General features: G+C 60.3%; 13 protein-coding genes. 5 read left to right on the top strand and 8 right to left on the bottom strand.

What is annotated here, in order from left to right; all coding sequences use genetic code 11:
- Nucleotides 1-99 precede the first annotated feature (99 nt).
- Both ileS and lspA read left to right on the top strand, forming a co-directional pair.
- Nucleotides 100-2982 (top strand): isoleucine--tRNA ligase, encoded by a 2883-nt coding sequence (gene ileS / locus BT173_RS11885; RefSeq protein WP_072428886.1) that lies wholly within the window; start codon nt 100-102, stop codon nt 2980-2982.
- A complete protein-coding gene (gene lspA, locus BT173_RS11880) occupies nt 2975-3454 on the top strand; it encodes a signal peptidase II (RefSeq protein ID WP_072428885.1) in 480 nt (159 codons plus the stop codon). Before ileS ends, lspA begins: the two co-directional genes overlap by 8 nt.
- A gap of 64 nt (nt 3455-3518) precedes the next feature.
- Here the strand turns inward: lspA and BT173_RS11875 are convergent, their stop codons facing one another.
- Together BT173_RS11875 and BT173_RS11870 are read right to left on the bottom strand one after the other, a co-directional pair.
- A complete protein-coding gene (locus BT173_RS11875) occupies nt 3519-4418 on the bottom strand; it encodes an alpha/beta hydrolase (RefSeq protein WP_072428884.1) in 900 nt (299 codons plus the stop codon).
- A gap of 30 nt (nt 4419-4448) precedes the next feature.
- On the bottom strand, nt 4449-5060 hold the full coding sequence (locus BT173_RS11870; RefSeq protein ID WP_072428883.1) for a TetR/AcrR family transcriptional regulator: 612 nt from the start codon (nt 5058-5060) through the stop codon (nt 4449-4451).
- Nucleotides 5061-5323: 263 nt separating this feature from the next.
- Here BT173_RS11870 and BT173_RS11865 point away from each other — a divergent pair, with 263 nt between their 5' ends.
- Together BT173_RS11865 and BT173_RS11860 are read left to right on the top strand one after the other, a co-directional pair.
- Complete coding sequence (locus BT173_RS11865; RefSeq protein ID WP_084658496.1) at nt 5324-6094, top strand: hypothetical protein; 771 nt, start codon at nt 5324-5326, stop codon at nt 6092-6094.
- Between the two features lie 17 nt (nt 6095-6111).
- The gene (locus BT173_RS11860; protein ID WP_072428882.1) at nt 6112-8283 is read left to right on the top strand and encodes a hypothetical protein; all 2172 of its coding nucleotides are present in this window, start codon (nt 6112-6114) and stop codon (nt 8281-8283) included.
- A gap of 76 nt (nt 8284-8359) precedes the next feature.
- Here BT173_RS11860 and BT173_RS11855 read toward each other — a convergent pair whose 3' ends face one another.
- From BT173_RS11855 to BT173_RS19325, 6 genes are all read right to left on the bottom strand, one after another.
- The gene (locus BT173_RS11855) at nt 8360-8854 is read right to left on the bottom strand and encodes a GNAT family N-acetyltransferase (RefSeq protein WP_072428881.1); all 495 of its coding nucleotides are present in this window, start codon (nt 8852-8854) and stop codon (nt 8360-8362) included.
- 142 nt (nt 8855-8996) lie between these two features.
- Nucleotides 8997-9473, bottom strand: a complete 477-nt coding sequence (locus BT173_RS11850; protein ID WP_072428880.1) for a GrpB family protein — start codon at nt 9471-9473, stop codon at nt 8997-8999.
- Nucleotides 9474-9556: 83 nt separating this feature from the next.
- Complete coding sequence (locus BT173_RS11845) at nt 9557-10327, bottom strand: SDR family NAD(P)-dependent oxidoreductase (RefSeq protein ID WP_072428879.1); 771 nt, start codon at nt 10325-10327, stop codon at nt 9557-9559.
- Nucleotides 10328-10480: 153 nt separating this feature from the next.
- Complete coding sequence (locus BT173_RS19330; RefSeq protein ID WP_139256132.1) at nt 10481-11326, bottom strand: hypothetical protein; 846 nt, start codon at nt 11324-11326, stop codon at nt 10481-10483.
- 237 nt (nt 11327-11563) lie between these two features.
- Nucleotides 11564-11872: a hypothetical protein gene (locus BT173_RS11835; protein WP_072428877.1), complete on the bottom strand. Its 309-nt coding sequence runs from the start codon at nt 11870-11872 to the stop codon at nt 11564-11566.
- Nucleotides 11873-11996: 124 nt separating this feature from the next.
- Nucleotides 11997-12317 carry a hypothetical protein gene (locus BT173_RS19325; RefSeq protein ID WP_139256131.1) on the bottom strand — a complete coding sequence of 107 codons (321 nt, stop codon included), beginning with the start codon at nt 12315-12317 and terminating at the stop codon, nt 11997-11999.
- Between the two features lie 297 nt (nt 12318-12614).
- On the opposite strand from BT173_RS19325, the gene BT173_RS19320 reads away from it, so the two are divergent.
- The gene (locus BT173_RS19320; RefSeq protein ID WP_139256130.1) at nt 12615-12854 is read left to right on the top strand and encodes a hypothetical protein; all 240 of its coding nucleotides are present in this window, start codon (nt 12615-12617) and stop codon (nt 12852-12854) included.
- Nucleotides 12855-13009 lie beyond the last annotated feature (155 nt).

Below are 13009 nucleotides of genomic sequence, written 5' to 3'. Positions count from 1 at the left end.
GCGGGCGAGGGTTCTGCAAGCTGCCCAATACCCCCACCGCCAAGGGCGCGCCCTCTGCGTGCTTTGCGGTTCAAAAATTAGCCGGAATACACAGCCATCATGTCTGAAGACAATAAATACCCCGTCAATCTGCTCGATACGCCCTTCCCCATGCGCGGCGATCTGGCCAAGCGCGAGCCGGGCTTTCTGCAGCGCTGGCAGGACCAGAAGCTGTACGAGCGCGTGCGCGCCCACAGCGCTGGTCGGCCCAAATTCATCCTGCACGATGGCCCGCCCTATGCGAACGGCGACATCCACATCGGTCACGCGGTCAACAAGGTACTCAAGGACCTGATCGTCAAGACCAAGACCCTGGCCGGTTTCGATGCGCCCTATGTGCCGGGCTGGGACTGCCACGGCCTGCCCATCGAGCACCAGATCGAAAAGATCGTGAAAAGCGACAAGGCTGCGGTGGCCGCCAATCCGGCCATCCACGCCAAGATCGTCGCCTTCCGCAAGGAAAATGGCCTCGACGAGAAGGCCACCCATCTGCCGGCCGACTTTGTGCGCACGCTGTGCCGCGAGTACGCCGAGATGCAGATCGAGCGTCAGAAGAAGGACTTCATCCGCCTGGGCATCACCGGCGACTGGGGCAACCCCTACAAGACCATGGCTTTCGAGACCGAGGCCAATATCATTCGCACCCTGGGCGAAGTCCATCGCCACGGCTATCTGGTCAAGGGCCAGAAGCCGGTGCACTGGTGCGTGGATTGCGGCTCCTCGCTCGCCGAGGCCGAAGTCGAGTACGAGGACAAGAACAGCCCGGCCATTGATGTGGCCTTCCAGGTTTTGGACATGGCTGCGCTGGCCAAGGCCTTTGGCCTGCCGGCCGAACGCCTGGCCGGTGTGCCGGCCTATGCGGTGATCTGGACCACCACGCCGTGGACGCTGCCAGCCAACCGCGCCGTCTGCGTGCACCCGGAACTCACCTACGACCTGATCGAGACCCCCAAGGGTCTGCTGATCCTGGTGCGCGAGCTGGCCGAGAGCGCGATCAAGCGCTTCGGTTTCGAATCGGTGGAAGTGGTCGCCCAGGCGCATGGCAGCAAGCTCGAACATCTGCAGCTCGCCCACCCCTTCTACGACCGTGTCTCGCCCATCATCCTTGGCAACCATGTGACCACCGAGGCCGGTACCGGCCTCGTGCATACCGCGCCCGCGCACGGCCTGGATGACTGGCTGGTCGGCCGCCACTACGGTCTGGACGAAGACAATCCGGTCGGCAATGACGGTCGCTACAAGGCGGGCGTCGCGCTATTCGAAGGCAAGACGGTGTGGGAAGCCAACCCGCTGGTGATCGAGAAGCTGGCCGAGCAGGACCTGCTGCTGGCCAATGTGCGCCTCAATCACAGCTACCCGCACTGCTGGCGTCACAAGACGCCGATCATCTTCCGCGCCACCGCGCAGTGGTTCATCAGCATGGAAAAGCCCGGTCACGCCGGCCAGGCCCTGCGTGCCGTCGCGCAGAAGGCCGTGGACGACACCGAGTTCTTCCCGGACTGGGGCCGCCCGCGCCTTGAGGCCATGATCAACAACCGCCCCGACTGGTGTGTATCGCGCCAGCGCAACTGGGGCACGCCGATGACCTTCTTCGTCCACAAGGTCACGGGTGAGCTGCATCCGCGTTCGCTCGAGCTACTGGAACAGGTCGCCCAGCGCGTGGAGAAGTCCGGCATCAATGCCTGGTTCTCGCTCGATGCGGCCGAACTGCTCGGTGACGAGGCCAAGGATTACGACAAGCTGAACGATACGCTCGATGTGTGGTTCGACTCGGGCTCGACCCATTTCGCCGTGCTCAAGCAGCGCAGCGAACTGGCCTGGCCGGCTGATCTGTATCTGGAAGGTTCGGACCAGCATCGCGGCTGGTTCCAGTCCTCGCTACTGACCGGCTGCGCCACCCAGGGCCGCGCACCTTACAAGCAATTGCTGACCCACGGCTTCACCGTGGACGGCAAGGGCGAGAAGATGTCCAAGTCCAAGGGCAATGTGGTCGCGCCGCAGAAGGTCATCGACCAGTACGGCGCTGACATGCTGCGCCTGTGGGTGGCCAGCACCGATTACTCGGGCGAAATGAGCATCTCGGACGAGATCCTCAAGCGCGTGGCCGATAGCTACCGCCGCGTGCGCAATACCCTGCGCTTCCTGCTGGCCAACCTCAGCGATTTCGATGCTGCCCGCGATCTGGTCGCCCCCGACCAGCTGCTGACCATCGACCGCTATGCGCTGGTACTGGCCCAGCAGGTGCAGGACGAAGTGACCGCCGACTACGCGCGTTACAGCTTCCACACCGCCATGCAGCGCATCCACCACTATTGCGCCGATGACCTGGGTGGTTTCTACCTCGACATCCTCAAGGACCGCCTGTACACGACGGCGGCCAATAGCCCGGCTCGCCGCTCGGCCCAGACCGCGCTTTATCACATCACCCGTAGCCTGGCCCTGTTGCTGGCACCGGTACTGAGCTTCACCGCCGACGAGGTATGGCGCACGCTGAACGGCGCCGCGGATCCCAATGGCGAAGACAACACCCTGCTGCATACCTGGTATGCGATTCCGCAGGCTGGTGACGCCGCCAAGCTGGCAGAGGACTGGGCCAAGGTGCGCGAGCTGGTGGCCAACGCCAAGAAGGAAATGGAAGTGCTGCGCGAAGCCGGCAGCATCGGCTCCAGCCTGCAGGCCGAGTTGACCATCACGGCCGATACCACGCTCTACCCGCTGTTGGCGGCGCTCGGCGACGACCTGAAGTTCGTGCTGATTGTCTCCAAGCTCAGCCTCGCCCAAGGCGCGGAAAACAAGGTGGCAGTAGCCGCTTCCAGCGCCGCAAAGTGCGAGCGTTGCTGGCACTACCGCGCCGATGTGGGCAGCCATGCCGAGCACAGCACGCTGTGTGGCCGCTGCGTGAGCAATCTGTTCGGTTCGGGCGAGGTGCGCGCGCATGCTTAAGCACGGCATGGCCCGTTGGCTGGGCCTGGCGGCCATCATCGTGGTGCTGGACCAGATCACCAAGCAGGCAGTCGAGCGCAGCCTGAATTTTGGCGACAGCATTCCGATTACCGGCTTTTTCAATCTGGTACTCACCTACAACCCCGGCGCGGCCTTCAGCTTCCTGGCCGATGCCGGCGGCTGGCAAAAGCACTTCTTCACTGGCCTTGCGCTGGTGGTGTCGGCGGTCATCATCCACATCCTGCGCAAGCAGCACGGCGAGACCCGCTATGCCCTGGCGCTGACGCTGATTTTGGGCGGCGCCATTGGCAATGTGATCGACCGGGTCATCTACGGCCATGTGATCGACTTCATCCAGCTCTACTACGGCCGCTTCTACTGGCCTGCCTTCAATGTGGCCGATTCGGCCATCTGCGTGGGCGCGGCACTCATGGTGCTGGACAGCTTCCTGGCCAAGCCCAAGCAGGCTTGAGTACAGCCGATGCAGATGCAAAAAGGGGCCACTGGCCCCTTTTTGCATACTGGCGTGCGGCAGCCTAGCCGCGCATAAAGCGCAGCACGCTATCCACCACCGCTGCGTCCTTCAGGATGCGCCGATGACCGAGGCCCTCGGTCAGCTGCAGTTGGGCACCCACCCAAGCGCTGGCGATGCCGATGCCCGCCTGGGCCGCCACCTCCTTGTCGCCACGGTCATGCACGATCAGCGCCGGCTGCTGCAACTCGGCAGCGCGGTGGATGGCATTCAACTCGTCCCACTGCAGGCCGAAGCGGGTTTCCATGCGTGTGCGTAAGCGTGCCTGCAGCTCGCAGGACAGACCCAGCATGCCCGATACCTGACGCGCCCATACCGCCACATCAGCGCTCGGCGCGATCAAGGCCACCCGTCCCACCGGCAGGCCTTCGCTGGCCAGCGCGTAAATGGACGCCGCGCCGCCCAGCGAATGGGCGATCAGGCCATCGACCGCGCCCTCATTGCGCACCAGACGGGTCAGCGCCTGCGCGAAATGAATCAGCGAGGCGCGCTTTCCGGCGCTAGCGCCATGGCCGGGCGCATCAATCGCGATTACCTGGTAGCCCGCATCCAGCAAGCCGGGCAGAAAGGCCTGGAACTGGGTGGCACGGCCGCCCCAGCCATGCTGCACCACGATCTTGCCGCGGCGTGCCTCGCCCCAGCGGTAGCTGCGCATCGGCTTGCCATCCCACTCGGGCACCGGCATGCCAGCCGTGTGCAGGGTGCCTTGCTCGGCCCGCGCCAGCCATTCGCGCTCGGCCAGTGGCCAATCGTGGCGCGGCGGGGTGAAGAACAACTTTTCCGTCCAGGCCAGCGCCAGCTCGGGCGATAGCCGCGCGGTGGTGGCAAGACCGGCGCGCAGGGAATTCAGGGCGATATAATTACGAACGTTCGTGCTATTAAATGGCAAGCTGGCGGTGGTCATGGTCAGGCTCCTAAGGCGACAAGGGCGGAACTAGGCGTTGTGCCGTGGCGGTGCAACGATCAGGCGCTCCAGCCCACGTCGGGCCGAGGCAAGGAAATGCGCGTCATTGAGCAGGCGCACATGGTGATGGGTAGACAAAATCAGGCCAAACAATTCAAAGGCGAACTGCTCGCAATCGGTATCGGCAGGCAGATCGCCGCTGTCGATGGCGAACTGCACGGTGCGCCCCAGGCCCAGCAACCAACCACGCTGCTGCTCGGCCAGGAAGTCGCGCACGGGGCCGGGTACATCGTCAAACTCGCTGGCCGCGGCAATCATCAGGCAGCCGCCCGGTTGGCGCTGGGCAGCGGCCCAGCTCAGCCAGCGCTCGAACAAGGCACGCAGGCGTTCCACGCCGCGTGGCGCCTGGAAGGCGACTTTGGACACCTGCTCATCAAAGCGCAGCTGCGCTGCTTTCAGGGTGGCCAGCTGCAGCTCTTCCTTGGCGCCAAAGTGCGCGAACAGGCCGCTCTTGCTCATGCCCACCCGCTCGGCTAAACCACCGATGGTCAGCGCGCCCAGCCCCACCTCGCGTGCCAGCGCAATCGCGGCATCGAGAATGGCATCACGGGTGGCTTCACCCTTGCTGGCGGTACGGGACATGGTCGGTGGTTATCCGGTTTGAAAGACGACAGCGAGAATTTAGCACGACCGTTCGTTTTAATGCATGGCCGTTCGTCGCTGCAGGGCAAGCGATCCCACCTCCCCTGCCAATCGATGCCCTACTCCTTCGTGCAAACCTCGCTGCAGCGTCCTCTTCTGGCGTCCCTGGCCTTCTGCTACCGTACGCCGCTCAACCCTACCAACACTCGCAGCGAGCCAGCCCAGCCTGTCTCCCCCTTGCTACCGTGATTGCCGCCCGATATTTGCTTCTGCTGCTCGCCACACTCGCCGCGCTGGCCTGCCGGGCGGATAACACCTGGGTATGGGCTTGGGACCGCCCGGAAGACCTGCGCTGGCTGCCGCCCGGCGTCGGCGTGGCGTGGTTTGCCGCCCAGTTCGATGCCCAAGACGCCCGCTTTCAGGTCCGTCCACGGCGAGCCGTGCTCAAGCTCAGGCCAGATACCCGCTTGCTGCCGGTACTGCATATCGAAGCCTTCCATCCACGTCGCCCTGCCGCGTTGGGGCCGGAGGCCGTGACCTTATGGGCCAACGCACTGGCGCGCCATGCCGCCTTGCTAGACAAGCCCGAGGCACCGCTGCGCCGCCTGCAGATTGATTTTGAAGCGCGCAAAGGCCAGCAGGACTTTTACCTGGCCGTGCTGCGGGCGCTGCGTGCCAAGCTCCCCGCCAGAACCTGGCTCTCGGTCACCGCCCTGGCATCCTGGTGCGGGGATGAGGCCTGGCTACGCAGCCTGCCGGTGGACGAAGTGGTGCCCATGTACTTTCGCATGGGCCCTGCCGAGCGCGGCCTATGGCAGCAACGGATGCTGACGCCAAACGAGTTGCCCGAGCGCTGCCGCCAAGCAGCTGGGCTGGCCACCGACGAGTGGCATGGCCAAGCCGCATCACTTGGCCACCAGCCGCTGGCTGCCTTTGCGGATAGACAACTTTACTTGTTCGCACCGCGTCGCTGGCAGCCAGAAACACTCAGTAGCCTGCCCGGTTGGTCAAACCATCACACAAAAACACCGTAACCGAAGCGAGGAAAACCATGCCGATTCGCCGATACCACCTATGCCGCCGTCCGGCCTGGCTTGCCGCCAGCCTCTTGCTGGCCCTGAGTGCAGCCACCCAGGCATCCGGTGGCTATAGCGATGAGCAGCGGGTCGGCACCTCCCGCCTGCAGCCCGAACCTGCCGCGATGCCGCGCTTTCTGAATGGGCAGCTAGGCGTGCTCTGGCCCAGCTATGAGCGATCCTATTTGATGCTGGCCTATCGCCAGACACTGGGCCTGAAACCGGCCCATGAGGAGGCCCTGGCGGCGCTGCTTAAGCCGACAAGCCAAGACGCACCGAGCACAACGGGCAGCGATGCCAAGCCTTACGGTGCGCAAAACTGGATTGAAACGCGCCGACAGTTTGGCCTGCGCGACACGCCCTACCCGATCGAAAGCGGGATACGCGAGCAAATCAGCTACGTCTACAGCGAGAACTGCCAGCCCGGCGCCTTTGAACTGGCGGCGCGCACCCTGGCGCAGCGCCAGCGCGACCACGGTCAGGCCGACGACTGGGTCAAGCTGTGGGCACAGGGCCAGGATGCCGTCTTTTCCACCTGCGACAAGCGCAACACCGCGCTGAGCTTGCCCACCCTGCCCGCCAACGCGCCGCGCTGGCTGCAACAAGACCAAGCCTACCAAGCCGCAGCCATGCTGCTCTACCAAGACAAGCTGGCAGAAGCCAGCCAGGCCTTCGACAGCTTGGCGGCCGATACGGCATCGCCCTGGCATGAATGGGCAGGCTATCTGAGTGTGCGCAGCTGGTGGCGCGAAACCTTCACCGAACCCGCCGCCTACGCCACGCTGCGCGAAACAGCTCCCAGCTGGGCAGAACACCCCATGGCGCAGCGGCTACGCCACACCGTGCGCAACGCCAAGGACGAAGAAGTGCGCGAGGCCGCGCAAGAGCTGTACGACATTCTGGCCACGCGCTACGCCCCCAAGGCCGCACACCTTGCGCTATGGCAGCAGATGAATGAGCCGGAACCCGTACCCGACCTGGACGGCTGGATCAGCAGCGCACGCTGGCTATGGGCCGTGATGGGTGAAGCGGACTATGCCGACGACTGGTTATTCCAAACCCGCAAAGCCGCTACGGCCGGCATCCGCTCGACCAGCAGTGACGCCGCCCAAAAGCTGATTGCCGGCTGGCAGCGCACGCAATCGCCGATTTGGCTGGCCAGCGCACTGATGGCACTAAGCGGCAAGTCTAGCAGCGACCTCAGCCAGGCCGATCTTGACACTCTGATAGACGCATCACGCCAGTACCAGCCCGAGCACCCGCTCTACCTGCACTTTGCCTGGCAACGCGCACGGCTGGCTTTGGCGCGCGAGGATTACCCCGGCGCGCGTAAGGAATTGGCCCAGGTCGCACCACAGCTCAAGCGCGAGAGCCTCGGCACGCGGCAAGCCTTCGATCAGTTATCCATGCTGGCCGCCGCCGACTTGCCCACACTGGCTCGCTACCTGGTGCGCACATCGCTCGGAAAAGAGATCATCGACAGCGACTTTGCCCAGTTTGTGGCCGAAGAGCCCACCCCACTCATCGAACAGGCAAGCCGCAGCTGGCTGCTGGCAAACCTGAATGGTGAGGACTTGCTCAGCCTGGCCAAGATCAAAACCCTGCCGGACGCAATACGCTTGCAACTGGCTGGCGAGGCATGGCGGATGGGCGCCTTACTCGACCAGCCCAAGCTCGAAAAATCGGCTTACGAGACCTGGTCATCCCTTTCCAGTCAGAAGATTGCACCCGCCGCACAACGCTTCCACCTGGCGCGCAGCATGCTGCTGAAAGCATTGCCACGCCTGAATCAAAACGAAAGCGGCGTCGCCGCAACCGGATACCACAGCTGGACACCCAGCGAGCAACCCGCCGACTACCGCTGGGAAACCCGCCCGGCGTTCCAGAACACTGCACAACGCGCCGCCCAGCAGACCGACCTCAACACGCTGCGCGAACGCAATGAAACCGAGTGGCTGGGCCGGCAAATACTGCCCTGGCTCAGCACACAACCGAAATCGGCCGAGGGCCCGGCCCTACTGGAAAAACTAGTATGGGAATCACGCCGCGGCATGCGCCACACTCCCACCTCGCGCGCAGCCTTTCAACTACTGCACAAGCAATACCCCAACAGCCCAGAGGCACAGCGCACGCGTTACTACTACTAAGGCGAATGGCGATACCGCTTGGTGGGGCAGCACGTAAAGGATAGCTCCACCTAAAAACAGAGGCAGTCAAACTGGCCTAGGCCGAAGCTACCGCTAGCGCTAATCGGTAGAACTTTGAATCCACTGCCATAAGGGGAAATGACTCAGGCAGAGACGACTTGTCCACCTCGATAAAGCCGTTCTTCTCATAGAACTTGTGCGCCGCTAAAAACTTGGCGGTTGTGCCCAAATAGATGTTTTGCAGCCCCTGCCGCGCACTCCAGGCTAGCAACTCACGCAAGAGATGCTTGGCCACGCCGAACGCTGGGCCGCGATATGGCGCGGCGACGAACATCTTGCGCAGCGCTGCGTCCCTATTGCCTATGTCCAGCAGGGCAATGGTGCCCACAGTCTGGCCATTCAGCTCGGCAATCCAGAAATTGCCTGAGCCCTTCTGGTAAAACCCACCGATATCCCGCAGGTCGGGCTGATCATCAAGGGTGATCGGAATACCGAATTCAGCTTGCTGGATGGGTAGGATGACCGCCGCAACAGAGGAGGCATCAGCTGGTTCATATGGACGAATGTGCATGATGGATAGGGATGTGCCACTTAATATTGGAAATCAGCTGCGGCCATAAGACCGCAGGCATGGAGAGAAACCAAAGCGTAGTTTTGGGCTGCCCGAAGTAATCCACATGCGCAGCATGTGGATTACTTCGCTGACGGCCTGCTCATGCTGGAGGCAAGACAGAGGCAATAAATGTGGCCTTCGCATCCCGGCATGCCTCATGACTCAAGTCTGCTGCGTTTCGTTTGATGTCGTTGTATTGATCAACGAGAGAAGGATTGGCACGCAGTGCGTCGCGAAACTGCATAAAGAACTCGAAGCGCGAACCCTCTGCAACCACTTGCAGCGCCAAATCAATGTTCGTACTTGGCATCAACAACATGCAGAGTTCGGGTGTTCGCAGCGTGTCGGCTTTGACAACGTAGCCCGCCTGTTCCAAAGCAGCGACGGCATCGCGGTGGGTATGCGCGGGGACGACAACACAAACATCGACGTCACCCTTCGATATCGCGCCCGGGATGGCCGATGAGCCAACGTGCTCGACACGACAGCCAGGAATCAGTTGCGACAGTTCTTGCGCGACCTTTTCCACCACTTCCACAGCAACGGATTGGTATTCGCTCGGATCAAATAGGTGCATGCTGGCTTAGGGATTGAGATAAGAGGCGGCGTCGTACTTCCAGAGCGACGCCCGCTCGATCAAAGGGTTGGAAGACTCGCTGATTAAGCAAGCAGTCCGCCATCGACCACAAGGCTGTGCCCTACAACATAGGACGACGAGGCAGAACTTAGCCAAACAATGGCATTTGCAATTTCCTCTGCCTTGGCAAGGCGCCCGATCGGGATGGCCGGTGAAAGTGCCTCGATCTGTTCAAGCCGTTCTTCTGGACTCAGCTTGGCCATCCGCCGCTCGCGTCTGGGGGTGTCCGTCGCGCCGGGACAGACTGCATTGATGCGAATCCCGTGCGCAATGTATTCCTTGGCCGCAGAGCGTGTCAGTCCGATCACCGCATGCTTGGCCGCGCTGTACACGGCGGCCGTTGGGGTGCCGCTCAGGCCATTGATGGAGGAAACATTGACGATGGTGCCCCCTCCGCTCTTGAGCATCGCCGCTATTTCGTACTGCATGCAGTGAAAGACACCCAGGAAGTCCGTTGAGACGATGCCTGCGGCCTCATCGTGAGGCATTTCATGTGCGACCGACGGTTGTGCGTCGGAGGCGGCGCTATTCACCGCACAATCCAGTCGTCCAAAGTGCGTAACAACGCCTGATATCAGCTCCGCAACGGCAGCGGGATGGCTGACATCAACGGGGAAAAAGATCGCATTCCCGCCCAGCGCCTTGAGTTCGCGTTCAGCCGCTAGCCCCTGCTGTACGTTTCTGGCCGCAATGGCCACGCTTGCGCCAAGCTTCACGAGTTCTTTTGCGGTGGCGAAGCCAATGCCGGTGGTGCCACCGCAAATCAGCGCAACTTTGCCAACAAAGCTTTGCATATGTGCCTGCTAAGGTTTGACATGAAAGGCCCAAGCCGGCTTACCGTGGCGGGCCTCTTAATGGAAGGGCTTAGGCACTGCCACGCACAGCAGCGTCGCCTTGCTTGCACTGGGCGCGCGCAAACCGCCACCTTTGAATCTTCAACCTGCCCACTAGCGCTTACTCACGCATTGCTTCAGCTTAGTGCGCGCTGCCAAGCCACCGGTCCAATCGATATCAGCAACCGCACGCCCGTCCATTTCAACAATGAAATGCTCAACATCCAGCATCGTGTTCAGCGCCGCATCAATGTTTGGCACGGTCAGGCCGATTGCACCGGCCTGAATATTCGGCACCGAGAAATTCAACGCATTCACCGACTGTGCTGGATATTTCGATTGTTTAAGCGTCACTGCTACCGTTTGCGTGGTCGATGGCCGAGGAATATCCGCGCTCCAAAAGATCAACATACCACCCTGATAGGCTTTTCCGGGGCCGACAATACTGACCGTGCCATCCTTTTTTCGCCAAGTAGCAACGCAGTTATCTCCGGGTGCCGAGTCTTTCTTAGATTGAAAAATTTGCCATTCACCCTGCATATAGCGCAGGTAAGCCGGATTCGCTTCCAGCTGCTTTATCTCTTTAGCCAAGTACTCCTTCTCTTTTGCTTCGTGTTCCAACATCTTCTTTTGGATTTCTAACGTTCTGACGCGCTGCCTTTCGTTCTCGATGGCGGTGCGGATAGCCTCCTCACTAGGCGGGCTGTTAGGGTCGGTAAAAATATTGCAACCAACACATCGATAACCCGCATACCCGCCTCCAGCGACCCCACCCCCACCGCTACCAGCCTGCCTACCGGTTTGCACACACAGAGGCACAGCAGCAATCCCATGCGAGCCGCCGCCAACGCCGATTTGCTGTTCGCCAGGCCCAGGGCCAGCCGGGCACGGATAGCTCGCCAATGCCGGTTGCGCGATCAAAACAAGCGCCGCAAATGCAAAAAATAGATACGGTTTCATGGTGGATTTAATACTCCCGTCATTATGTGGGCTGGTGCAGACGCTGAATTAAAGGGAGGTAGAACCCACGCCTGTGTTACCTGCCGCCGCAGTTGCGCAGGCGTGGCGAGGGAAGCGTTCATTCTTCGGCACCAGATGGCACCAAATCCACGAGGCGATCTCGTGATGTGTTCCGGAAACAGGAAAGTAGTTGGACATGGTTTCGCCTCACCAAGGAGATGACATGATAGACAGCGCTCAGGTGGTTTTATTGCGGGAGGCTTTGACTGCCTTGTAAAACTGGAAGGTGCATGCACCAAGCGGGACAAACGTAAAGACAGCAACGAAGATGGCAATGTAGTGCCAACCGTCCCCATATTGCGTGGGCCAGATGAGTGCAACGGTGCCGGCGAGACCCAAAAGGTAAAAGGCAAAGGCTTGCCATTGAAGCACGGTGCCGAACTTCCGGACGGCAGCAAAGCGCTTGAGGAAGGTGCCAAGCATATTCAGAAGCAGCGCGGCCCAGCACAGGCCTGCAATCACTAGAAATACTTGTACTTTTTCCATCACGAATGTCTTTTGATGTGCGATTCAGGATTGAGACGACTAACGCTAAAATACGCGGCGTCGCGTAGCGACGTCCGGCGACGAAGGCATGAACTTGATTGACGTGTTATGCGGCTTTTGCACACTAATTCTTCTTTTCAACGTCTTTTGCCCAGAAGGTAATTGAGCCATGCGCGGCCTCAAAGTCTCCAACATATACATTTAGTGAATCTAGCCCGTGCTTTGAAACGTCTTCGATGTACATGCCGCCTGTTGCGTAAGGAAAGCCTTTTTCGATTTGCAAATCTCTAGGCCCCCAAAATCTCAATTTACATTCTTCGCCGCCCTTTTTTAGGTGAAGGTCAATATAGGACTTAGAGTTATCTTCGTCGTCAAAGCCATAGGCGAAATATTCAATATCGTATAAATGTGGTGATTCAACCACGGTGGAATATATTTTTTCCATGTTTTACGCTGGGGTAATGTAGGCAAAATGCGCACCTCAACTTATGGGTCTTTGCGGTGAGGCTCACTATGGGCGAGCCGGTATGAAATAGATTCGCATGCCATAACCCTCGCCGCTAGCATACGGTTCAACGGTGGTCTCTACATTCCAGTTCCTTGTGGAATAACTCCCACTCCTGGCGCCTAAGATTAGCTTCTTGAGCAATACGGATGATTCGCCTGTTAAGGCTCTTGACAGTGCTTGCGCTACTCGATTGAGTTCGGCGTGTGCGCTAGTGTGTTCGGCTGGATTTAAAACTTGAAGCGACAACCAGATTTGCTTTCTTTTGTATGCGTGACCGAATCTGGTGAAAAAGGTAAGATGATTTTTGAAACCAGAGGTGCCGATCTCGGCGCCGACTATTTTTTCCTCGCCAACGCAGCTACCTGTTTCAACCACATACTGCGCTGCATGGCCAGCCTCTTCAAGGATATTGCAGTACTTGACTGGGTCCAGGTTGTTCGGCAATTGCTTTGCGCACAAATTGGGGCTGGCTAGGACCAGGAACGATGCAGCGGATATCAGCCCGATGGATGTAGAGGTGAACGACATAGAAGCCTAACGAATAAAAGGGACTTCCCCGTCCCGGATGAGCGGCGAAGCCGCAACGGCACCGCAGTGCCACGATGGCGTTTCCACCCGTCATCGCCAAC

The organism is Chitinimonas taiwanensis DSM 18899, from assembly GCF_900119825.1.
GTDB classification, from domain to species: Bacteria; Pseudomonadota; Gammaproteobacteria; order Burkholderiales; family Chitinimonadaceae; genus Chitinimonas; species Chitinimonas taiwanensis.
The sequence above is the reverse complement of the archived record's forward strand: the minus strand, read 5'-3'. Positions and strand labels throughout refer to the sequence as shown.

Bases quoted from the DNA above. Each gene is read 5' to 3' on its own strand.
- ileS (WP_072428886.1), top strand. From the start codon at position 100: ATGTCTGAAGACAATAAATACCCCGTCAATCTGCTCGATACGCCCTTC.
- lspA (WP_072428885.1), top strand. From the start codon at position 2,975: ATGCTTAAGCACGGCATGGCCCGTTGGCTGGGCCTGGCGGCCATCATC.
- BT173_RS11875 (WP_072428884.1), bottom strand. From the start codon at position 4,418: ATGACCACCGCCAGCTTGCCATTTAATAGCACGAACGTTCGTAATTAT.
- BT173_RS11870 (WP_072428883.1), bottom strand. From the start codon at position 5,060: ATGTCCCGTACCGCCAGCAAGGGTGAAGCCACCCGTGATGCCATTCTC.
- BT173_RS11860 (WP_072428882.1), top strand. From the start codon at position 6,112: ATGCCGATTCGCCGATACCACCTATGCCGCCGTCCGGCCTGGCTTGCC.
- BT173_RS11855 (WP_072428881.1), bottom strand. From the start codon at position 8,854: ATGCACATTCGTCCATATGAACCAGCTGATGCCTCCTCTGTTGCGGCG.
- BT173_RS11850 (WP_072428880.1), bottom strand. From the start codon at position 9,473: ATGCACCTATTTGATCCGAGCGAATACCAATCCGTTGCTGTGGAAGTG.
- BT173_RS11845 (WP_072428879.1), bottom strand. From the start codon at position 10,327: ATGCAAAGCTTTGTTGGCAAAGTTGCGCTGATTTGCGGTGGCACCACC.
- BT173_RS19330 (WP_139256132.1), bottom strand. From the start codon at position 11,326: ATGAAACCGTATCTATTTTTTGCATTTGCGGCGCTTGTTTTGATCGCG.
- BT173_RS11835 (WP_072428877.1), bottom strand. From the start codon at position 11,872: ATGGAAAAAGTACAAGTATTTCTAGTGATTGCAGGCCTGTGCTGGGCC.
- BT173_RS19325 (WP_139256131.1), bottom strand. From the start codon at position 12,317: ATGGAAAAAATATATTCCACCGTGGTTGAATCACCACATTTATACGAT.